The following is a 22774-nucleotide window of genomic DNA, read 5'->3' as shown; positions in this document are numbered from 1 at the left end:
ATAGCTTCATATTCTGCCAATCCTAATTCATCATACAGAATCGCAGTATTTTTATTTCGGTCTTCGGCTCTAACCCAAAATTCTCTTGAATCATTTCCCTGAAACATTACTCTGTCTTTTTGAGATTGGTGGTATAAGATTGCATGGCGTTTTAGCAATACTTCCGATGGCGAAAGCGGTACTGCCATATCAATTTCGTGGATATCCCATTCGTGCCACGCACCTCTGTATAACCATAGCCAGCAGTCGTCCATGTACTTTTCTGGTTTCAATTCTTTCATGGCAGCAAAAATCGCATTCAGACATACTTCATGTGTTCCGTGCGGATCTGCCAAATCTCCTGCTGCAAAAACCTGATGCGGTTTTATTCTGGCAATGATTTCTTTTACAATTTCGATATCTTCCTGACCCAGCGGATTCTTTTTAACCTGTCCAGTTTCATAAAACGGAAGATCTAAAAAGTGTGTATTTTCATCTTTTAGTCCAATGTATCTTGTGGCCGCGTAAGATTCTCTTCTTCTGATTAATCCTTTTAGTTTTCGAACTTCAAGAGAATCAATCTGATTTTCTGATTTATTATTCAAAAATTCAATTACGGATTTGAAGTTGATGTCTTTTGGAAGATCAGCACCAACAAAATCGTTGCATACTTCTGCAAATTTCAACGCCTCATCATCAGTTACGGCAATATTTCCTGAGGTTTGATATACAACATGTACATCATGGCCTTGTTTTATCAATTTTGAAAAAGTTCCTCCCATCGAAATCACGTCATCATCTGGATGCGGACTAAACAGGATAACTCGTTTTTTAGCAGGATTGGCTCTTTCTGGACGGTGTGAATCATCTGTGTTTGGTTTTCCTCCCGGCCAGCCTGTAATGGTATGCTGCAAAATATTGAACATATTGATGTTCATATCATAAGCAGAACCTTCCTGTGCCAGTAAATCAGACATTCCGTTATTGTTGTAATCACGGTCTGTCAGTTTTAAAATAGATTGTTTGGTTTTCTGGCATAACCATACAATTGCTTTGCTTTTCAATTCCTGTGTCCAGATGCATTCGCCAACCAGCCAAGGTGTTTTAAAGCGTGTTAATTCTGATGCTGCTGACTGATCCAGAACGAAAGTAGCGTTTGGATGATTCTGCAGAAATGTAGCCGGAACTTCTGAGCTGATATCTCCCTGAATGGTTCTTTTGATGATATCTGCTTTGTTTTGTCCCCAAGCCATTAATACAATTCTTTTTGATCTCATAATGGTAGAAACTCCCATCGTGATGGCTCTTTTCGGGACGTTGTCGATTCCGTTAAAGTCAGATGAAGCGTCTACTCTTGTAATATGATCCAGAGTAATAATTCTGGTTCCTGAATTAATGTGCGATCCAGGCTCGTTGAAACCAACGTGTCCTGTACGGCCAATTCCAAGCAATTGAAAATCAAGTCCGCCTGCTTGTTTGATTTTCAATTCATAATCAATACAGTATTGATTTAATTGTTCTAAAGCAATTGTTCCATCAGGAATATTTACATTTTCAGGTTTAATATCAATATGATTAAAAAGATGCTGATGCATGAAATAATGATAGCTCTGATTGTTCTCTTTACTCATTGGATAATATTCATCCAAGTTGAAAGTGATTACATTATGAAAGCTCAGTCCTTCTTCTTTGTGCATTCTCACTAATTCTTCATATACTTTTATTGGAGATGAGCCTGTTGCAAGTCCAAGCACACAAGATTTATTCTTTTCCTGCTTAGATCTAATCAATTGAGCGATTTCCTGTGCTACAATTACCGAAGCTTCAGCTGAACTTTTGAAGATTTCGTTGTGGATTTTCTCAAATCTGGTTTCTTCAAATTTACCGGCGCTCTTATAACTGATATCAGGTTTTATTTCTAAAGCACTTTTCATTTCTTTTCTTTTTTTGGTATATACAATTTTGGTTTTTGAAATGGCACAAGCAATTTTCACTGCTTGTACCATTTGCTAACCAAACTTAAAATCTGTAATCTATTTATTTTTGTTGTTTAGAAATTCGGAGCATTTACATCCCACCAAACTCTGGTTCCTCCATTATCTGGTCCGCCCAATTTAGAAACTCCAGTAGCAACACCTCCTGAATTTCCAGCTTTCTCAGACTGAACGAAATTGATTCTTCTTACACCAAACTCAGTTGTAATTGCTCCGCCGCTGTAATTTTTAAGTACTGGGAATAATTTAGGATATCCGGTTCTTCTGTAATCAGACCATGCTTCTTGTCCCTCAGGAAAGCCTGCAATCCATTTTTGAGTAATGATTTTTTGTAGTTTTACTTCATTTGTCGCCGCTGCATCCCATGCCACCGTAACATTATTTACTGGAGCTGAATTATTTTCTGGAAAATTAGGATCGACATACGCAGTTGCTGTTTTTGTATTATCAGCTATATAACCTGCTGCACCAGAAACTCCTCTCTGATCGAATGAAGCTTTAATCCCCGCTTCGTATAATTCCTGAGCCGTACCGCCCATATTCCAACCTCTTAAAGCCCCCTCAGCTCTTAAGAAATAAGCTTCTGCAGCGTTCATAAGGTAGATTTCTTTTGATCTTACCACAGCACCTATTCCAGAAAAATCCTGATGATCCGATTTTCCGCTAATTGCTATTCCTGTTCTTACTCCTTTATATTCATTAGGGAATTGTTTTGATGTATCAAAATAAGAAGCTATTCTAGGATCCTGATATCCCTTCATTATAGACTCCATATCAGCAGACATGCGTATATCTAACCACGAACTGCTGATTGTTGCAATTGGGTTTGTATAAACTGGGGATACAATTTTAAATGAATCATCGTTAACCAGCATCACACCAAATTTTTGAGCCACAGCTTTTTCTGCTTCTGTTTTTGCCAAAGCTGGTTTAACTTTCACGATACGCATTGCTAATCTTAATCTTAAAGTATTTGCAAATCTTACCCATGATTCGTATTTTCCTTTGTAGCCTGTCATATCTGTAGACTCAAATGTAGAAGCTTCACCAGCATCAATCCTTTTAGTTAATTCTGCCACGGCAGTATCCAATTCAGCAAACATTTGAGTATAAACTTCTTCTTGAGAATCATATGCAATAGTCGCATCATTTGATCCAAATTTAGAGTAAATGATTGGTCCAAAAGTATCTGTCATTCTATGCATTCCCTCAACTTTCAAAATCAATGACAATGCATAAAATTGATCATATTTACCTTTAGATTTATTAGCGATATCATATGCATTAAACATTACATTTTTATATCCATAATCCCAGATAAATCCGTTCCAATTATCTAACAATGCATATGTTGTATTATTTACACCACTCTCAAAACCAGTTGGAGTTGCCATATAACCTGACCAAATATCTGAGTTCAAGCCTTGCTGCAATTGATAAACCCATTCTGGAGTAAGGACTTGGATATTGTTAAACATAGGAGCAAAACCTCCTTTGATATGATTAAAATCTTGTTCAAAATCAGGAAGTGTAATACCATTTGGATTAGTATTAATGTCTTCAAAATTATCTGTACATCCCACAGCGGCGAGTAACAAAGTACAAATAGTTGCTTTTGTTATATTATTTAGTTTCATGTTTTTTAAATTAGAAAGTTACATTTAAATTAAGACCAATACTTCTGGTAGAAGGTAAACCATAAATATCAACCCCTTGTAAACCTTGACCTGTACTTAATGCAATATTTGGATCGAAAGGAGCATCTTTATAAATAAAGAATAAGTTTCTAGCTATAAATGAAATACTCGCTGTTTGGATAAATGGTAATGCTTTAGGGTTAAAATTGTAACCAATAGAAATCTCTCTTAAACTTACATTTGTTGCATCATAAATGTATTCTCCTGTAATTCCAGCTCTTCCTCCAACAGTTGTGTAGTAAGACTGAGCATCCATAGTTGTTACTGCTGTACCGTCAGGCATTACTGCATTTATCTTAACACCGCCTGCATTTCTTGCATCACCTGTAGCTTTAGAAACGCCAAATGCATCATTTTGTGCTTGAGTTAAACTCATTACTTCTCCTCCAAAACGTCCATCAATTAAAATATTTGCGAAGAAAGATCCGAATTTGAAAGAGTTAGAAAAACCTAACATAAAATCAGGATTTGAATTTCCTAATTCAACAAAATCTGTTTTTTGAATTTTTCCATCGCTATTCAATAAAATTCTTCCCTGATCATCTTTCAACATTTTGAAACCTTCAATAACACCATAAGGTCTTCCTTCTGTTAAAGTATATTTATATCCATTAACTCCAGGATCTGTTAAATTTACTTTTCCTCCTAATTCTTCAGGAATTTCTTTTACTTTATTCTTGTTTTGTGAGAAGTTAATAGTCGAATCCCAAGTGAATTTATCTCCTCTAATAATTCCTGCATTTAATACAACCTCGAAACCTTTATTTTCTATACTTCCGGCATTAATACCATAAAAATCGGCACCTGCACTATTTCCAACTGGGGCAACAACTTGTAAATATTGGTTTTTAGTTTCTGAATTATAGTAAGAAACTTCAAAACCTAATCTATTATTAAACATTCTCCATTCTGTACCAAATTCAAACTCTGATTTAAGCTCAGGTTTTAATATAGTTCCTGGTTTTGGTGTAACTAAAGGATTGTATTTTGATCCACTTCCATTAGGATAATAGTTTGTTGGAACAGAGATAAAAGGATAGATATCATTACCAACTTGTGCATAAGTACCACGTACTTTACCATAATTAATCCATTCAGGTAAAGTTGCCATCTCACTAATGATTGCAGTTAAACCTACAGATGGATAAAAATAATTTGATGTACCTGTATTTACTAAAGTAGATGACCAGTCATTTCTTCCTGTAAGATCTAAGAATAACATATCTTTGTAGCCAAATGTAGTAGCTGCAAATACTGACTGTACTTCTCTTCTTGAATCAATTGTTTGATAATTTCCGTCATTATTATTGAAATTATGCAAAGTAAACCAGTTAGCATATTTCAATCCTCCTCCAATACCTGAATCTAGTATCGTTTTTTGATTTGTTAATGTATTAGTTACACTCGCACCAATGTTAGCATTAAAACTAAAATCAGATCCTATTTTTGTATTGATTGTAGCAATTAAATCACCATAACGTTGTGTACTTAAAGCATTTTCGCTAATATATCTACCATTAGCATGAGATAAAGTACCTTGCGTAGTAGCAAATATTCTTTTATCGTATAAACTTGTTACTCTATTATAACTGTATCTAGAAGCAATCGACAACCAATTAGTTGCTTTATAAGTTAAAGAAAGAGCTCCATTAAAGAAATCGTTTTTATCTTCAGATTTGTTTCTGTTAATTGCCCAATATGGATTTTGCATAATATCTCTATTAGTCATCCAATTTTGAGCCATTAAATTTCTTGAAGGATCAAATTCTTCATAATTATCTTTATAATAATTAAAGTCATTTCCTCTTGGCATCAAATAAACACCTGTAAGTGGGTTAAAGTAAAACCCATTAACTGGTTTGTTTGCAATGCTTTGACTTGTATAATTTGCATTTGCAGCAAATAAAAGTTTATCATCAAAGAACTTAGCAGTCTGACGAATACCGAAGTTGTTTTTCTTCAAATTATTTCCTGGAATAATACCGCTTGCAGAAGTATTTGCATAAGAAAAAGCTGTAGAAGAATTTTCAGAACCAATTGAATATCCTAAAGAAGTAATTTGTGTAGTTCCTGTAGTAAAAAAGTCCTTTACATGATCTTTAGATTGTCCTTTTGCTCCCCAAGATTCGTCTGCACCTGCTGCAGCAAGATAGTCTGTTTGAAATTTAGGAAGATAAGCTGCTGTTTCAAATGTTGTTACAGATGAAAGATTAATGTTTGCTTTTCCTGCTTTTGCTTTTTTAGATGATAATAAAATTACACCATTTGCACCTTGACTACCATATAATACAGAAGCTGCAGCACCTTTAAGAACCGTCATTCCTTCATAATCGTCAGGATTTACCAAAGAAATTACATCTCCTCCGTCACGGTTACCTCCTGCTAAACTACCAAATGTGTCGTTTGGCTGACCAGAACCTGAATTCAACATTGGAATACCATCGATTACATACAAAGGCTGGCTATTAGATACAGATGAATTTCCACGAATTACAACTTTTGTAGAGCCCCCAGTTCCACCAGCACTTTTAGTTACAGCAACACCGGCAATTTTACCTGCAATAGTATTGATAACGTTAGCATCTTTTACACGAACCAGTTCGTCTCCTTTAAGTTCCTGAGCTGCATAAGTCAAAGATTTTCTTGTTTTCTTGATACCTAGAGAAGTAACTACTACTTCACTTAAAGCATTTGAAGCAGCGACCTGCATTTTCACATTAATTGTAGCAGCATCTCCTACAACTATGTTTTGTGTTTCAAGACCTACATAACTGAAAACTAATGTTTGGCCTTTTTGAACCTCGATTGAGTACAATCCGTCAAAATCGGTAGTAGCACCTTTTTGACCTCCCTGCACAGCAACAGATGCCCCTGGTAATGGCATCCCGTCAGAATCTGTAATCACACCTTTAACATTTTTTACCTGTGCAAGCGAAACCTGCGCCGTAAAAACAATCATAAAGATTAAGAAAATTTTTTTCATGTTAATTTATTTTGTTAGTTATGATGTAAAATTATTCTTAAGGGATTGTTAAAAAAAATAATTTATACAAACTACTATAAATTTTAAACGAACGACATAAAACAATCAATAATCTGCTGCTCGAAAACGTTTTCATTTCTATAAAAAGCAGAAAAAACACCATTTACGACTATTTTATTCTGAAAATTCTAAATTTTACTAAAATATTTTCAATTCTAACAATTATTTGTTAATCTGATATTTATATAAAAAGTAACGCTTCTTTTTAATCTTTACGAATAAAAAGAAGCGAAAAACTTATTAATTAAAAAATCGTGTAGGAAATAAAATTAATTACCGCACATACCTGAAGTCTTGTATTTTAGATCTGTATATTTTTTATGGATAGCTTCTAATAGAGAATATTCTCCAAAAGAATCCTGAGCCAGTTCCCATATCATAATGCCGCCTGTATTTTGCGATGCATATTCTACTTTTTTCAAAATTGTCGGCCTTCCGTTATAATAAATTTTACCAATTTCATCCTGATCCGCAAATTGCATTCCTGCTTGTATTATTTCTCCAAAAGTAGAACTGGTTACTTCAGGATAAGTAAAGTTATACCCATAAAAAGGAACTCCAAGTGTCAGCTTTTCACTGGGCACATTTTGTTTCTTCCAAAATTCAACTCCTTCTTTGGCAAATTCAAACGAACTGTGCTGTTCTATTTTATTCGGACTCCATGGACCAGTACTATCGTAGGCCATAATATTTATAAAATCAAAAGCATTTAAAGCTTCAGAATTTATATTTACAAATCGGGTATTATTAGGAAGTGCAGCTGTGAGTAGTTTTTTACGATCTGTAAGTTCTTTTCTTAACTCAACTACAAAACCGCTGTAACCAGATGTAACTGCATCCCATTCGAGATCAACATCTACACCATCTAAATTATGATCTGTGACAAACTTTGAAATATTTTGAATAAAAGCCGGCCGGTTTTCGGGTTTATCAATTAGTAAAGACCAATTTGCTGCTTGTTCGGCTGAAATGACTCCGCCAGCGAGTGAAATGCTTATGACAATATTTGAATTTACAGATCTTACATATTTAGTTACGGCATCAATATCTCCGTCAAAAACTAGATTCCCATTTTTATCAGGATTAGCAAAAGCAATATTTAAATGCGTCAGCTTACAAAATTCAATTGATGTTATTTTATCAAAGCTGTCGGTAGATAAATACCCCACTACTCTTGCTTTTTTACTTTTTACTTCTTCCGGATTATTTTCTTTTTCACTGGTACAACTATACACAGAAAAAAGAGAACTCATAAAAAAAAGGATGCCTAATAAGGCTTTATTTTTTATCATAATTTTGAATTTAAACTTTAGAGTGTTCTTAATTTTAATTAGATTGAAATAATACCTTATCAGGCATAACTATATTTTAGGATTTTTTTAGTTTACATCCCACCAAACCTTACCAGTCCAATCATTTGTTCCTCCCATTCTTTGAACAGCTTCCATATAATTTTTTTCGTTTTTCTGCATCTCATCGTTAGGATAATACAAACGAGTAGGTACAACACCTCCGGTTTGAGAATCTGAATTTGTTATAGGAAGTAAATGCGGATAACCTGTTCTTCTCCAGTTAGAATAAGCTTCTATACTGTTAAACAAATAAGTAATCCATAATTGTGTTCCAATTTGTTCTTTTTCTGTTCCAGCTGCTAAAGGTTTAGCATTTACATACGCATCAATGCTTGCCTGACTTGCAGGAGCAGCGCCATAAACTTCTAATTGTTTAATTCCAGCCTCAACTCCTTTTTTATAAAAATCAGCTGCAGATCCTGCAATCCAGCCTCTGTAAGCTGCTTCTGCTAATAACAATTGTGATTCTGAATAACTCACATGTAAAAAAGGAGTAGTTCTTAATTTTAAATACGGCTGAATACCTGATGCGGCATTCGAACCACCTACAACTTCCCATCTAAAAACTCCCGGACGAACTCCTTCATACAATTCTTCTCCCGGACCGATAGGACCTCCATTAACACTTCCTGTTTTTGGAGTTGCAAGCATTTTCAGCCTAGGGTCGCCATTATCTCTTAAATAATCAATTAAAAGAGAACTAAAATGATCTCCATGCTCATCTGAAATAAACCCATATGATAATCCATTTCCTCTAAAATCTAATGTAGCAGGATTATCATTAAAAGGAAAATCTAAATGATGCATAAGACAATTGTCATCGTTGCTTTCGAAAACACCATTTTGAAAAGCTGCTTTTGCTTGTTTTTCAGCTTCAGCCGGGCTCACTTCTGAAATTCTCATCGCCAGACGCAAACGCATTGTATTGGCTAATTTTTTCCATTTTGAAATATCGCCATTATAAAACAAATCTCCTTTTACCGATCCTCCTGAAGCATTTAACTGCGTAAAAGATTCATCTAAATCTTTGAAGAAAGAATTGTAAATATCTTGCTGTTTATCGTATTTAGGCGTTACAATACCTTGAGAAAAACCTAAACCAGCTTCAGAATAAGGGACATCTCCATAAATATCGGTTAGACGCTGTGCAACCATAACTTTCATAATCTTTGCTACAGCATTCATATTTGATGCAGCAGGATCATTACTTGTATTTTTTATAATGTCAACAACATTTTTTAATTCGTTAGCATACACGTTTCTCCATAATGCTGTTGCATATTCGTCTACTTTTTTAAATTTACTTCCGTATTCTGTTACTGCCCAAGAACCTGAATAATGCTGTACAAAACCACCAGAATATATTAAGTTCGTTCTATGCTGATAATATCCGTCTCCAGACATACATAATTGAGTAAATGTAAGCTGACCTGCAGGATTTGGAGCTAACGCAACCGGATCCTTTATCAGTTCGTCAAAATTTTCTGTACAGCTTACTACTGAAAAACCAGTTAATGCCGCTATTAGTATATGTTTAATTTTCATAATGTACTTTTTTAGAATGTAACCTTAATATTAAATCCATATGATCTTCTAAATGGCAATGAACCATACTCAAAACCTTGTCCGTTTCCTGAAGTGTACATTGACTCTGGATCAATATTTGGTAAATCTTTACTGAATGTCAATAGATTTCGCGCAAATGCTGAGATGTAAATTGAATTGATTTTTGCTCCTTCAAAAACACTTTTTGGTATAGTGTATCCTAAACTTACTTCTCTTAATTTCACATAAGACGCATCGTAAATAAATGGTGCCGGAGTATTATCAAAAACATTAGTCCAATAAGCCTGAGGATCTACAGGTTTTTCATTTCTAACATAGTTTGGATTTTGTGCTGTTCCTGTATTAACAACTCCATTTGCTACGTAACCTGCTGTTGGAACCCATGATTGAATATTAAAGTTTGGATCACTTGCAGCAGCCTGCGCTCTTGCTGCATTGTAAGCATCTCTTCCTTCTGTAGTTACGTCAAGTAAACCTTTTGTTGCAGCAACAGAATTTGTCATAGAATAAACATCCATACCAAACTTCATATCTAATAAAAACTGAAGGGTAATTCCTTTATAAGAAAATCTGTTTGTCAAACCGGCTGCCCAGTCTGGAACACCTTTTCCTAAAACAACTTTAGTGTCTGTATATAAAGGAAGTCCGTTTGCACCTACAATCATTTCACCTGATTCTGTTCTTTGAAAATCTTTTCCAATAATAGTTCCATACTGACCTCCAACTTGTGCTACAATTGCAGCGCCAGCCCAACGAGCCTCAGAAATAGTGTACGTATTGATATCTGGATGTAAAGACAAAATTGAGTTTTTGTTTTTAGAGAAGTTTAAATCAATTCCCCATTCAAAACTATTTGTTTTAATAGGAGTTCCAGATAAAAAAATCTCGATACCTTCGTTACGTAATTTTCCAGCATTTACAGAAAGAAACTCGTAACCTGATGTTGCAGAAGAAGCTAAATCAAGAGTTTGATCTGACGTATCTTCACGATAAACTGTAATATCTGCTCTTAATCTGTTTTTAAAGAAAGCTGTTTCTAAACCAAACTCAGTTCCTGTTTTTGACTGATATGTTAAGTTAAGATTTGGTGCCGAAGTATTTTTAATATTTACAACACTCTGACCATCATAAGATGAATAAGTTGTGTAGTTTAATGAGTTCTTGTAAGCTCCTGGTGCATTTGATACATTTGCCCAAGATGCTCTAAACTTACCATAAGAGAACGCATCACTTTTAATATTAAATGCATCTGAAAATACAAAACCTAATGAAACTGCCGGATAAAAAGCATCTTTATTAATAACGCTGAACCAGTCATTTCTTCCTGTAAATTCTGCATACAAATACCCTTTATAATCTAGTTTTGCAGAACCGTAAACAGAATTTGTTCTTGTTTTTGTTTCTGTAGGCGCATTTATAGTATGAGTAGTAAAATTACTTATATATTCAGTTCCAGGCTCAATAATATTAATTCCTGAGCTTGAATTTTCCTGTCTTCTAAAATCTCTGCGGCTTGTTCCTAAAATTCCTGAAAAAGTTAAATCATTAGCTAATTTAATATCGCTGATAGTAGCAATAATATCAGTATTCATTTCAGAAACCGTAATATCATTTAAACCAATATATCCTGTTTCTCTTCCCGGCCAGGTACTTCCGGCTGCCATGAAATCTTTTGCACCAAAAACATAAGTATCTAAACCTGTTCTAAAAGTCAGAGCAATCCAGTCTTTTAACTTATATGTACCGGCAACATTCCCCATAAAACGGTTTTTCTTAGAAGTATTGTGGTTTGCTTCGGTAGTCATGTAGGGATTTAACTGATAAATATTGTTGTTCCATTTATAAATTTCACCAGTTTCTTCATTCTTGTAATTTTTCAGCCAGGCCTGATCTATATTTGGAGCCAGTCCTGTTAATGAATAACCAACGTTGTTTGGAGAATCTCCTAAACCTGGTCTGTTTTCTGTATTCTCAACCATGTAATTTACATTGGCATCCAAAGTAAATTTATCTGATTTTAATGTCGCATTTAAACTTGCATCGTTTCTTTCTAATCCAGAACCCGGCACAACATCATCATTTTTTAAATTATTGAACCCAAATCGGACATAAGCATTTTCACTTCCTCCAGAAAGAGCAATTCCGTTAGTAGTTGTAAATCCTGTTCTAAAAAAGCCTTTAATATTATTATCAACTCTGGCATAAGGTTTCATTGAGCCGTCAAATATTTTAATCTCCTGCCCTACAGTTTCAGAAAATTTAGGTCCCCATGAACTTGTAGTGTATTGATAAATTTCATTAGGTGCTTTTGACGGATCAGGCAGAATTCCATGAGAACCTGAACCATATTCAGTTTGAAAATCATCGTATTTAGCATATACCTTATCAAAACTAACGCCGCTGGTTAATTCGACTTGTAGTTTTCCTTTACTTCCTTTTTTAGTTGTAATTAAGATAACACCATTTAACGCTCTGGAGCCGTATAAAGCTGATGCTGCTGCTCCTTTTAAAACCGTAAGACTTTCGATATTGTTTGGGTTAATACTCGAAATACCGTCTCCGTTATCTCTTCCGTCAAACCATTTACTTGCTGCAGCACTATCGTTAGAAAGTCCGGTATTATCAATAGGCACACCATCTACAATATACAAAGGCTGGTTATTCTCGCCAATACTAGATATACCTCTAATAATAACTCTTGTACTTCCTCCTACTCCTGTTGCAGGTATCGAAACATCAACCCCAGCAACTCGGCCAGAAAGTGCTGTCGCCACATTTGTTGTAATTACTTTGCTCAATTGTTCTCCTTTAACATCCTGAACAGCATAACCCAATTCTTTTTTCTGTCTCTTAATACCTAATGCTGTAACGACAACTTCATTTAAGTTTTGTGTATCCTGAGTCAGTACAACATTAATTGTTGGTGATGTACCAACAGTTACAGTTTTAGTTTTAATTCCTATATACGAAAATGCCAAAACATCCCCAGTAGATGCCTGAATCGTATACATACCGTCATAATCACTTTGACTTACCGTTTTTGTACCTTGAATAATAATACTTACTCCCGGCAGCGGCAATCCATTTTGATCGCTTACCAAACCTTTGATTGTCTTTACTTGTGCAAGCGAAACCTGCGCAGTAAAAGCCATCATAAGGGCTAACATAATTTGTTTCATTTTTATCATGGTTTTGATTAGTTGTGCATAAAATTATTGTTAACGTACTGTTAAAAAAAATTATTTATACAAACAGCTAAATTTTTTAAACAAACAACATAAAACATTCAACATTATGTTGCACGAAATCGTTATCCTATTTAAATAAAATATTAATTAGCTTTTTTTGTAAAAAATTATTCAAAAGAATTGCGATTTAGCTTCTAATTATGTAAAGTTGCAGATTAATTACAAAGCCTTCCAATTAATAATAAAACGTTAATAAAAAAGTTGAACGAAATCCGAAAATTAAAATTCGACATAAAACTCAAAAATCATATATGGTTTTGGGGAAGCTACTTTACTCTCAACTTTTTACGATGGGGTGCTTACTTTAATGATTATCCTTATTCGTTTAAATCAAACTTAATTGAGTTTTCGCTGCATATACCTTTAGTATATTTCAATCTTTTTATTTTAGTTCCAAAATACGTTCTAAAACAAAAATATATTACCTACACCGCAGCGTTAATCACAAGTTTATTTGGGATATATTTATTAAAAACAGTTTTAACCTATTACATTATATCCGAAAATATCTGGCCCGAAGCAAACCGGGAATATCATCCTTTCGACATTAATCATATTTTAGCGGTTTGTATTGGAGAATTGTATGTTTTAGCCATGGCATCTTCTGTTTATCTTACTTTAACATGGCTTAGAGAAAGAGAACGAAACCGTTCATTAAGAGAAAATCAGTTTAAAATAAAACTAAAATATCTCGAAAATCAAATTCAGCCACATTTCTTTTTCAACACATTAAACAATCTATATGCCTTATCTCTAGAATCTTCAGATAAAGTGCCGGATGTTATCATCAAACTTTCAAATTTGATGGAATATGTTTTGTATGATGTAAAAGGAACCAAATTTGTTCCGCTTATTAAGGAAATTGATTACATCCAGAATTATATCGAAATTGAAAAGTTACGTTTTGAAAATGTAGAAGTTACAATCAATTTAGAATCAAATATTGAAGACGTAGTCGTACCGCCGTTAATCTTTATTTCTCTGGTCGAAAATGCCTTTAAACATGGCGGAATCAACAATAATAACTTAAAAATTAAGATCAATTGTAAAGTTACCAACAACAAAATGTTAGACTTTGAAATCTTAAATAATTTTGTAATTTCACAAAATCTTAAATCTAAAGGCGGCATTGGTTTAGTTAATACAAAGAAGAGACTAAAATTAATTTACAAAAATCATTTTAGCTTAAAAGACACAACAAAACTTAATTACTATATAATTCGTTTGCAAATACCTATTCAGAATGAAGATTAAATGTGTATTGATTGATGATGAACCTTTGGCGATAAAAGTCCTGCAAAATTACTTTAACAATTTTACAGATTTTGAAGTTATAGGAACATTTAATAACTCTTTAGAAGCGCTTGATTTTATAAACAGCACTTCTGTAGATGCTGTTTTCTTAGACATCAATATGCCAATGATGACTGGTTTTGAATTAATCAGCTTAATCGAAAACAAAACAAAAGTTATTATTACAACTGCTTTTAGAGAATTTGCTGCAGAAAGTTATGATCTAGATGTATTGGATTATTTAGTAAAACCTATTCCCCTGCCTAGATTTATAAAATGCATCAATAAAATTACAACCGAATACAATTTAAAAAACAATATTAAAATCGATACCACAAAAGGCGATTCGCATATTTTTATCAAAGTCGATAAAAAAATGATGAAAATTAATATTGAAGAAATCCTTTTTATCGAAGGAATGAAAGAATACATAAAAGTTGTAACACCTGATAAAACCTATATTACCCACAAATCTTTAACCTCTTTATCTGAAGAACTGCCGGCTGATCGCTTCCTGCGCATCCATAAATCTTATGTAATTGCGCTCAATAAAGTAAAATCTATAGAAGGAAACCGCATCCAAATTCAGTCGTACACGATTCCTATTGGAAGAAATTACAGTAAAGACGTCAAAAATCGAATTCTCGAATAAAACTTTAACATTTCTAACTCTATATAAATTAACACATTGTTGAATAAATAAGGTAGTTGGTTTAAATTTAACATTATTTTCAATCAATAATTTTTTTTTGACTTACGTAACAAATATATTTACGGTCTTCAAAAAACAATTTATTAAAAATTAACCTTATTACAATTATGAGTTCAGAAAATGTTCAAACCAAATGGGGACAGTTTATCTCATTGATAATCGTCTTCTTCTTTTGGGGTTTTGTTGGTTCTGCCAATGACATCCTGATTCCAGTATTCAAAAAAGTATTTACTTTATCTCAAGTACAATCACAACTAGTTGCTTGGGCATTTTATGCTGCGTATTTTGTAGGTTCAATAATCTTCTTTTTAGTTTCTTTAAAATTAGATGTTCTGCAAAAATTCGGATACAAAAAAACACTTTCGGCTGGTTTAATACTTTCTGCTGTCGGGTCATTTTTATTCGTTCCGGCTGCAACAATGGAAAGTTTCCCTTTCTTTTTAACCGCTTTGTTTACTGTTGGTTTAGGTTTTTCAATTCAGCAAATTGTAGCAAATCCTTTAGCAATTAAAATGGGAAGCCCAAACACTGGAGCTCACCGTTTAACATTAGCAGGAGGTATCAACTCATTCGGAACAACTATTGGGGCTATCTTACTAGGTATAGCTTTATTTGGAATGGGAGATAACAAAAAAACAGCTCTTTCATTAGAAGATATTAAATTACCATTCATTATTCTTGGACTTGCGTTTATCGCAGTAGCAATTTTCATGAACTTCTCTAAAATTGAAGATCCTGAAAAAGAAGTAGAAGTTGTTAAAACAGCACACGAAAAATTCAACATTCTTGATTATCCGCAATTGTATTTAGGAATGTTAGGTATTTTTATTTACGTAGGAACTGAAGTAACAATCATTAGTAATTTACCTGCTTTATTACATACGCACGAATTCGGAAACGTATTAGAAGATGCTGTAGCTCCATTTATCGCCCTTTACTGGGGAAGTTTAATGATTGGACGCTGGAATGGTGGTGTAAACGTTTTTGATACTTCAAAATTAGTAAACACTGCATTAAAATTCATCGTTCCTGCTATTGCATTTGGAGTAATCATTGGAGCAAATATTTTTGCTGCACACGATGTATCTTCATTCTATATCTACCCAATCTGGATTTTATTATTCATTGGAGTTAGTTTTATTGGAGGAAAAAATGCCGGAAAAACTTTAATGCTTTTCGGACTTTCCGGAATCACAATGATGGTTGCCGGATTAGTTTGGCCAGATCCTTCAATTGCTAAATTCTTCTTCATCTCAGGCGGATTATTCTTATCTATCATGTGGCCTTCTATCTTCGATTTAGCAATCGCAGGTTTAGGAAAAAATACAGGAAAAGCATCTTCTTTCTTAATCATGATGATTTTAGGAGGTGGGGTTATTCCATTAATCCAAGGAAGTATCTGTGATTTTGATCTAACAAAACCAGAAGGAATCTTTGGAATTTCATGGACACATTTCTCTTATGTAGTACCACTTATTGGTTTTGCTTATTTAGGATTCTACGGTTTCTACTGCCCTAAAATCTTGAAAAAACAAGGAATCAGCCACGTTGAAAGCGAAGGTGGAGGACACTAAAAAGCTTAAAATATCTATATAAAAAAATCCAAATTCCAATAAACAGGAATTTGGATTTTTTTATTCATAAAGAAAAACCTTTGAACCTTTGTCCCTCTAAACCTTTGCCCCTTTTACTTAGCGTTAATAACATTACTCAGATTCTTTTTGAAAATGGCTTTATTCTGAGCCGAAATCGGGTAAACCACATCTTTATCTGCATGAACAATAACTTTGTCTATATTCGCTTCTAAAAGCGCTTTCGGATCTTTTATCTTTAAAGTGCAGGCTCCGTCAAAAAAACCGTCATCTTCGATAATCTTTCTGGCTTCTAAAACAGTACCATCACTTAAGACTGCAGAAATTGTCATTTCCTTATTTAAAGTTTTCGAATAAAAACCATCCATAACCAAAAGCAGTCTATAGGAGTTCTTCATTTCAGGCCCTTTAAACTCATGTCTCGTTATATTATACCGAAGTCCTTTTGCCAGACTTTGAAACTTAACAGAACTATCCAATTCATAAGTTGCCACATCGCCGGCTTCATTGACAGAAGTAATCACCTTCGCTTGGGCATTTATAGAAAAACCAGCAGTTAAAAAACACAAAACAATCAATATTACTTTCATATTCAATTATTTAAGATTTATATAAAAGTAAAAAAAATCGCCTTTTCTCGTTAGAAAAAAGGCGATTTTAATTTTATAACTATCTAAGGATTACTTGTTTCCTTTTTCGAAGTCAGCTACGAATTGAGCTAAACCAATATCAGTTAAAGGATGTTTCAACAATCCGTAAATTGCAGAAAGCGGTCCAGTCATAACATCAGCACCAATTTTAGCACAGTTTACAATATGCATTGTGTGACGTACAGAAGCAGCTAAAATTTGAGTTTCATAACCGTAGTTATCATACACTTCTCTAATTTCCTGAATCAGGTTTAAACCGTCAGTAGAAATATCATCTAAACGGCCTACAAACGGAGAAACGTAAGTAGCTCCTGCTTTAGCAGCCAAAAGAGCCTGTCCTACAGAGAAAACAAGAGTTACGTTAGTTTTAATTCCTTTATCAGAAAAATATTTTGCAGCCATAACTCCTTCTTTAGTCATAGGCAGTTTTACAACGATTTGCTCATGTAATTCAGCAAGCTCCTCGCCTTCTTTAACCATTCCTTCAAAGTCAAGAGCATTAACTTCAGCACTTACATCACCTTCTACAAGATTGCAAATATCAACATAATGCTTAAGGATATTGTTTTTTCCGGTAATACCTTCTTTCGCCATTAACGACGGGTTAGTTGTTACACCATCTAAAACACCTAAAGCTTGTGCTTCTTTAATTTGAGCTAAATTAGCTGTATCAATAAAAAATTTCATAATCTATTATATTTAAATTGTGTTGATTTATTTTTTGGCGTGACCACAAGGGTCGGGCTTTCGGCTCTATCTTTTGTTCCATTTCTCTTCACAAAAGGATAACGCCTCTATCCCTCACGCAAACTCAGCTGCAAAATTACAACTTAAAATTGCTTAGAAGAATTGTTTTTATTTAATTCTTTCAATTCATCCCTAATTTCTTCCAGAACTTTTAATGTTTCTTCTTTATAAACTTCAGAATTATTAATCTTATCACTCAAAGAACTTAAAATTCGGCGAAGCACAAACCAAATAACCAGAAAAACTATGACAGTAAAAATAGTAGGCAAAAATTCTGTAATCTTATCCATAATTCTATAACTTATAATGATTCATAAGCATTTTTTCGTAAACCTTATCTGGAAGCGCGCGTTTTAAAACAATTGAAAATTTCTGCATAAACACACCTACTTTATAATGCACTTTTGGCTTTTCTTTTTGAATGATTTTATAAATCGCTTCGGCCATTTCATTCGGGTTACTTCCTGCATCCACATGTTCGTTCATTGCAGCAAGTGTATCTCCGTACACTTTTTCGTAAGCAGAACCTTTTACAATAGGCGCGTGATATCGTCCGGAAGCAATATTAGTTGCAAAATCACCGGGAGCTACATTTGTAATTTCAATTCCAAACTGCTTTACCTCCATTCTCAAAGCTTCAGTAATCAATTCTAAAGCTCCTTTTGAAGCCGAATACACACTTCGGTAAGGAAGTCCCATATAAGCGGCAATAGAAGTAATATTAATAATTAAACCTGATTTTTGTTCGCGCATTTTTGGCAGAACAGCTTTCATAACTTCAATTGGACCGAAAAAATTCGTTTCAAAGTTGTTCTTAATTTCCTCCATCGGAATTTCTTCTAATGGTCCCGTGATTCCAACTCCGGCATTGTTAATTACAATGTCCAGTCTGCCCGAAGTTTCGATAATTTTACTGACAGCCGATTTAATCGAATCAGCATTTCGAACGTCCAAAGCCACAAGAGGAAAAATAGAATTCAGGACTTTTTCAGGATTTCGGCTCGTTCCGTACACTACGAAACCTTTTTTATGCAAAAATTCACCAATAGATTTTCCAATCCCTGAAGATCCTCCGGTAATTAAAACAACTTTATTCATTTTTGGGTTATGAGTTATAAGTTATGAATTTTGAGTTTTTAGTTCAATGAGAAGAAATTTTTCAGCCTGACATTAACTTCTAACTCAACGAAAGGTCCAAAAATAAAAAAATCCTCCCGAAGGAAGACTACTTTTATACAAATTCTAAAAAATAAAAAGTGGCAAGCGACCTACATCGCACCGCTCAACCGCGTACCCTTGCTATGTTCCCATCCTGGGGGAGTCTGCAGGAGCTGGTCGTGTAGGACTTGCCGGTGCAAATATACAATCTTTTTATATTTTTGCAAGAGCTTTGCTGCTATAAAAATATCATCGTATATTGGCTTATTCAAATTTTAAACTATGAAAAAATATAACTTCCTAGCTGTCATTTTATTAGGAATCACATTAATTGGATGCAAAGGCACAAAAAAAGGTGAAAATTCTTTATTTACTATTGATGATTCTGCTTTTCCTGCCCATTTTTTACCAAAAGAATCAGTTTCAATCGGAATTTTGAACCCAAATTCGAAAGAAATTGACAGCATAGTTTACTTCGTTAACGACAAAAAAGTAGGAAACACAAAAGGAGCCGAAAAATTTAAATTTGACTTAAAAGATCAAAAACTAGGTTATCAATACTTAAAAGCAACTGCTTATTTTGGCGGAGACTCTTCTGATGCTACTAAAAGAATTGAAGTCGTTTCTGATATCGAACCTAAATTATTAAAGTATAAAGTAGTTAATACTTTCCCTCATGACACTACTGCGTTTACAGAAGGCTTAGAATTCCATGATGGCCTTTTATTTGAAAGTACTGGTCAAAAAGAAAACTCATATTTTAGATCTGTTGATTATAAAACAGGAAAAGTAATTAAGCAAGTTGACCTTCCTAAGGAATATTTTGGCGAAGGAATAACTTTTATAAATGATAAAATTTATCAGTTAAGCTGGCAGGAAAAAACCGGTTTTATTTATGATGCAAAAACTTTTAAACTAGAGAAAACTTTCAAATACGACAAAGATATTGAAGGCTGGGGAATGACACATGATGATAAATACATTTACCATTCAGACGGGACTGAGAAAATCTGGAAAATGGATCCAAATACTCAAAAATTAATTGATTATATAAATGTATATTCTGGTTCTTCAAAAATTAAATCTATTAATGAATTAGAATTAATTAACGGGAAGTTTTATGTAAACGTTTGGCAAAAAGATGCAATTGCTGTCGTAAATCCAACTTCTGGTTCAGTAGAAGGAATATTAGACCTTTCAGGTTTACGTAAATTTGTTAAAGCAAAAAATGCAGAAGTTTTAAACGGAATAGCTTACAACCCACAAACCAAAACAATTTTTGTTACAGGGAAATATTGGGACAAATTGTTTGAAATAACAGTTTCTGAATAAAAACACAAAAGAATTAAAAATACGAATTTCACAGATTTCACGGATTAGTTCGTGATAATTTGTGAAATTTGTGTTTTATAACACTATCTACAATGATTACATTAATAAAAAACATACAGGAACTACTGCAAGTACGCGAAACTTCAATTTCTAAAGTTTCGGGAACAGAAATGGCAGAGTTACCTACAATTAAAAACGCCTTTTTAGTAATAAAAGATGATCTTATTGCTGATTTTGGATCTATGGAAAACCTTCCAGAAATTAAAGCAGACAGCATTATCAACGCTTCCGGACGTGTTGTTCTCCCTGCCTGGTGCGACAGCCATACACATATCGTGTATGCGGGAAACCGCGAACAGGAATTTGTAGACCGCATTAATGGATTTACTTATGAAGAAATTGCCAATCGCGGCGGCGGAATTTTAAATTCGGCTAAAAAATTAAATGAAACTTCTGAAGAAGAAATTTACGAACAATCAAAAATTCGTCTGGAAGAAGTCATGCGTTTAGGAACCGGAGCTGTAGAAATAAAATCAGGTTACGGATTAACCGTTGAAGGCGAATTAAAAATGCTTCGTGTGATAAAAAAACTGGCAGAAAATTATCCAATTTCAATAAAAGCTACTTTTTTGGGCGCACACGCTTTTCCAACGCATTATAAAGAAAACAAAGCAGGTTATATTGATGAAATCATCACGAAAATGCTTCCTGAAATTGCACAAAACAAACTGGCAGATTATGTAGATGTTTTCTGCGAAAGCGGTTATTTCTCTGTTGAAGAAACAGAAAAAATCATGCAGGCGGGAATTGATTTTGGTTTAAAACCAAAAATTCACGTTAATCAATTTAATTCTATCGGCGGTATTCAATCCGGAGTTAAATTTAACGCACTTTCTGTAGATCATCTCGAAGTAATGAACCCCGAAGACATTGAAGCTTTAAAAGGTACCGAAACGATGCCAGTTGCATTACCTTCTTGTTCTTATTTCTTAAGCATTCCGTACACACCGGCACGCGAAATGATTAAAGCAGGATTACCTTTGGCCCTTGCAACCGATTTCAATCCCGGTTCTACTCCATCTGGAAACATGAATTTTGTTGTAGCTGCAGCTTGTATCAAAATGAAAATGACTCCTGAAGAAGCCATCAACGCGGCAACAATTAACGGCGCTTATGCAATGGGACTTTCAGAAACTCACGGAAGTATTACAAAAGGCAAAAAAGCTAATTTAATTATAACTAAACCTATTTCATCTTACTACCAAATTCCTTATGCTTTTGGAAGTAATTTAATTGAAGATGTTTTAATTGACGGTCAAATTATATAATAAAATTAATCTCAAAATTATTTAACCCACAGCTCAAAACTGTGGGTTATTTTTACTGCAATGTTTAAAATCGATGCAAATACCATAAGATTGACAAAGATTTAGTCCATAAAAAAAGGCCTGTGAAATCACAGACCTTTAATATCAAAGTGGTATTTTTACTTCTTTGGCACAATTATCTTAAACTAAAACTAGTTTTAGAAACTAATTCATCATTATCAAAAACATTGATAAAATAAGTTCCTTTAGCGAAATCTTTTCCAGGAAGATCTTCAGTAACATTTACAGATTTGTTTTCATACTTTACAGTAGTTTTAAAGCTGTATGTTAAAGAGTTATCTCCAAAGCTTTCTGTTTTTTTCTCGCCCAAAACGTTGTTTTTTGCATCAATAACCTGAACATAATATGTTTTATCTCCAGATTTAGCAATTTGGTTTTCAGCAATAGTAAAACTTACTTTTAAGATATCAGCACGGCTTGCTTTATCTGTTTCAATTTGTTTTCCAGAGCTTTTCAATTTATAAGCAGAAGTTTTAGTGTTCAAAATTGATAATTTAGAACCTCTTTCAACTGTTTTTGCAAGCTCTTCATTTTGTCCTACAAGTACTTCGTTGTATTTTTTAGACTCTCCTAATACAGTAATTGTACTATCTCTCTGAACTGTTAAAACACCATTTTGTTTTTTCAATTCGTCGTTTTCAGCAACTAGAGTTTTCATTTTCCCCTGCATTGCCTGTACTTGAGCTCTGTATTTAGAAACATCACCTTTAGATTTATTCAAATCATCCATCAAAGCGACAACTTTATCTCTTTCCTGAATTAATTCGTCTGACATTGATGTGTTTTCAGCAATTGCAGCATCATAAGTTGCTTTCAATTCCTGTAAATCTTTCATTACAGACTCTTTTTCTGTCATTGTAGTTGTAAGTTCTGTCTTAACTACATCAGTATCAGAAGATAATTTAAAAATATACACTAAGCTACCAATCAGTAGGACTGCTAAAACCGCTATAATCGCTTTTAGACTTGAATTGTTGTTGTTCTTTGGGTTTTCCATATTTAATAATTTTCTTTAATAACAAA

General features: G+C 33.7%; 16 protein-coding genes and 1 other RNA gene. 5 read left to right on the top strand and 12 right to left on the bottom strand.

The features are described 5' to 3' along the window. The 6 genes from nagB to ACTJIW_RS21485 all read right to left on the bottom strand — a co-directional run. The coding region (nagB, locus tag ACTJIW_RS21510; protein ID WP_440718480.1) for a glucosamine-6-phosphate deaminase at positions 1–1913 on the bottom strand (1913 nt) is incomplete at its 3' end. A 116-nt stretch (positions 1914–2029) separates the two neighbouring features. Next, positions 2030–3610: a RagB/SusD family nutrient uptake outer membrane protein gene (locus tag ACTJIW_RS21505; protein ID WP_440715833.1), complete on the bottom strand. Its 1581-nt coding sequence runs from the start codon at positions 3608–3610 to the stop codon at positions 2030–2032. Positions 3611–3620: 10 nt separating this feature from the next. Continuing rightward, entirely contained in the window at positions 3621–6653 is a 3033-nt protein-coding gene (locus ACTJIW_RS21500; protein ID WP_440715834.1) for a SusC/RagA family TonB-linked outer membrane protein, read from the bottom strand. 329 nt (positions 6654–6982) lie between these two features. After that, on the bottom strand, positions 6983–8005 hold the full coding sequence (locus ACTJIW_RS21495) for a glycosyl hydrolase family 18 protein (protein WP_440715835.1): 1023 nt from the start codon (positions 8003–8005) through the stop codon (positions 6983–6985). 87 nt (positions 8006–8092) lie between these two features. Continuing rightward, positions 8093–9610 (bottom strand): SusD/RagB family nutrient-binding outer membrane lipoprotein, encoded by a 1518-nt coding sequence (locus ACTJIW_RS21490; RefSeq protein WP_440715836.1) that lies wholly within the window; start codon positions 9608–9610, stop codon positions 8093–8095. 11 nt (positions 9611–9621) lie between these two features. Continuing rightward, positions 9622–12810, bottom strand: coding sequence for a SusC/RagA family TonB-linked outer membrane protein (locus ACTJIW_RS21485; RefSeq protein ID WP_440715837.1), 3189 nt, complete (start codon positions 12808–12810; stop codon positions 9622–9624). A gap of 270 nt (positions 12811–13080) precedes the next feature. Between ACTJIW_RS21485 and ACTJIW_RS21480 the strand changes: the two genes are divergently transcribed. The 3 genes from ACTJIW_RS21480 to ACTJIW_RS21470 all read left to right on the top strand — a co-directional run bounded on the left by ACTJIW_RS21480 (position 13081) and on the right by ACTJIW_RS21470 (position 16458). Beyond that, on the top strand, positions 13081–14133 hold the full coding sequence (locus ACTJIW_RS21480; protein ID WP_073408363.1) for a sensor histidine kinase: 1053 nt from the start codon (positions 13081–13083) through the stop codon (positions 14131–14133). Then, a complete protein-coding gene (locus tag ACTJIW_RS21475) occupies positions 14123–14824 on the top strand; it encodes a LytR/AlgR family response regulator transcription factor (protein WP_012026529.1) in 702 nt (233 codons plus the stop codon). Before ACTJIW_RS21480 ends, ACTJIW_RS21475 begins: the two co-directional genes overlap by 11 nt. A gap of 167 nt (positions 14825–14991) precedes the next feature. Beyond that, positions 14992–16458 (top strand): MFS transporter, encoded by a 1467-nt coding sequence (locus tag ACTJIW_RS21470; RefSeq protein ID WP_012026530.1) that lies wholly within the window; start codon positions 14992–14994, stop codon positions 16456–16458. A 113-nt stretch (positions 16459–16571) separates the two neighbouring features. Here ACTJIW_RS21470 and ACTJIW_RS21465 read toward each other — a convergent pair whose 3' ends face one another. The 5 genes from ACTJIW_RS21465 to ffs form a co-directional block, all read right to left on the bottom strand. Beyond that, positions 16572–17066, bottom strand: a complete 495-nt coding sequence (locus tag ACTJIW_RS21465) for a hypothetical protein (RefSeq protein WP_149206678.1) — start codon at positions 17064–17066, stop codon at positions 16572–16574. A 90-nt stretch (positions 17067–17156) separates the two neighbouring features. Beyond that, positions 17157–17813 carry a fructose-6-phosphate aldolase gene (gene fsa / locus ACTJIW_RS21460; protein WP_274250812.1) on the bottom strand — a complete coding sequence of 219 codons (657 nt, stop codon included), beginning with the start codon at positions 17811–17813 and terminating at the stop codon, positions 17157–17159. A gap of 143 nt (positions 17814–17956) precedes the next feature. Further along, on the bottom strand, positions 17957–18163 hold the full coding sequence (locus ACTJIW_RS21455) for a hypothetical protein (protein ID WP_044048064.1): 207 nt from the start codon (positions 18161–18163) through the stop codon (positions 17957–17959). Positions 18164–18167: 4 nt separating this feature from the next. Further along, positions 18168–18971 carry an SDR family oxidoreductase gene (locus tag ACTJIW_RS21450; protein WP_012026533.1) on the bottom strand — a complete coding sequence of 268 codons (804 nt, stop codon included), beginning with the start codon at positions 18969–18971 and terminating at the stop codon, positions 18168–18170. A gap of 156 nt (positions 18972–19127) precedes the next feature. Then, an RNA gene (gene ffs / locus ACTJIW_RS21445) (signal recognition particle sRNA small type) lies at positions 19128–19225 on the bottom strand. A gap of 88 nt (positions 19226–19313) precedes the next feature. Here ffs and ACTJIW_RS21440 point away from each other — a divergent pair. Then, on the top strand, positions 19314–20363 hold the full coding sequence (locus ACTJIW_RS21440) for a glutaminyl-peptide cyclotransferase (RefSeq protein ID WP_440715838.1): 1050 nt from the start codon (positions 19314–19316) through the stop codon (positions 20361–20363). Between the two features lie 92 nt (positions 20364–20455). Next, positions 20456–21691, top strand: a complete 1236-nt coding sequence (hutI, locus tag ACTJIW_RS21435) for an imidazolonepropionase (protein ID WP_440715839.1) — start codon at positions 20456–20458, stop codon at positions 21689–21691. A gap of 175 nt (positions 21692–21866) precedes the next feature. On the opposite strand, the gene ACTJIW_RS21430 is transcribed toward hutI, so the two are convergent. Next, positions 21867–22748, bottom strand: a complete 882-nt coding sequence (locus ACTJIW_RS21430) for a hypothetical protein (RefSeq protein ID WP_012026536.1) — start codon at positions 22746–22748, stop codon at positions 21867–21869. Positions 22749–22774: the final 26 nt, after the last annotated feature.

The sequence above is a fragment of the Flavobacterium sp. 22659 genome, assembly GCF_052044235.1.
Classification (GTDB): domain Bacteria; phylum Bacteroidota; class Bacteroidia; order Flavobacteriales; family Flavobacteriaceae; genus Flavobacterium; species Flavobacterium johnsoniae.
The sequence above is the reverse complement of the archived record's forward strand: the minus strand, read 5'-3'. Positions and strand labels throughout refer to the sequence as shown.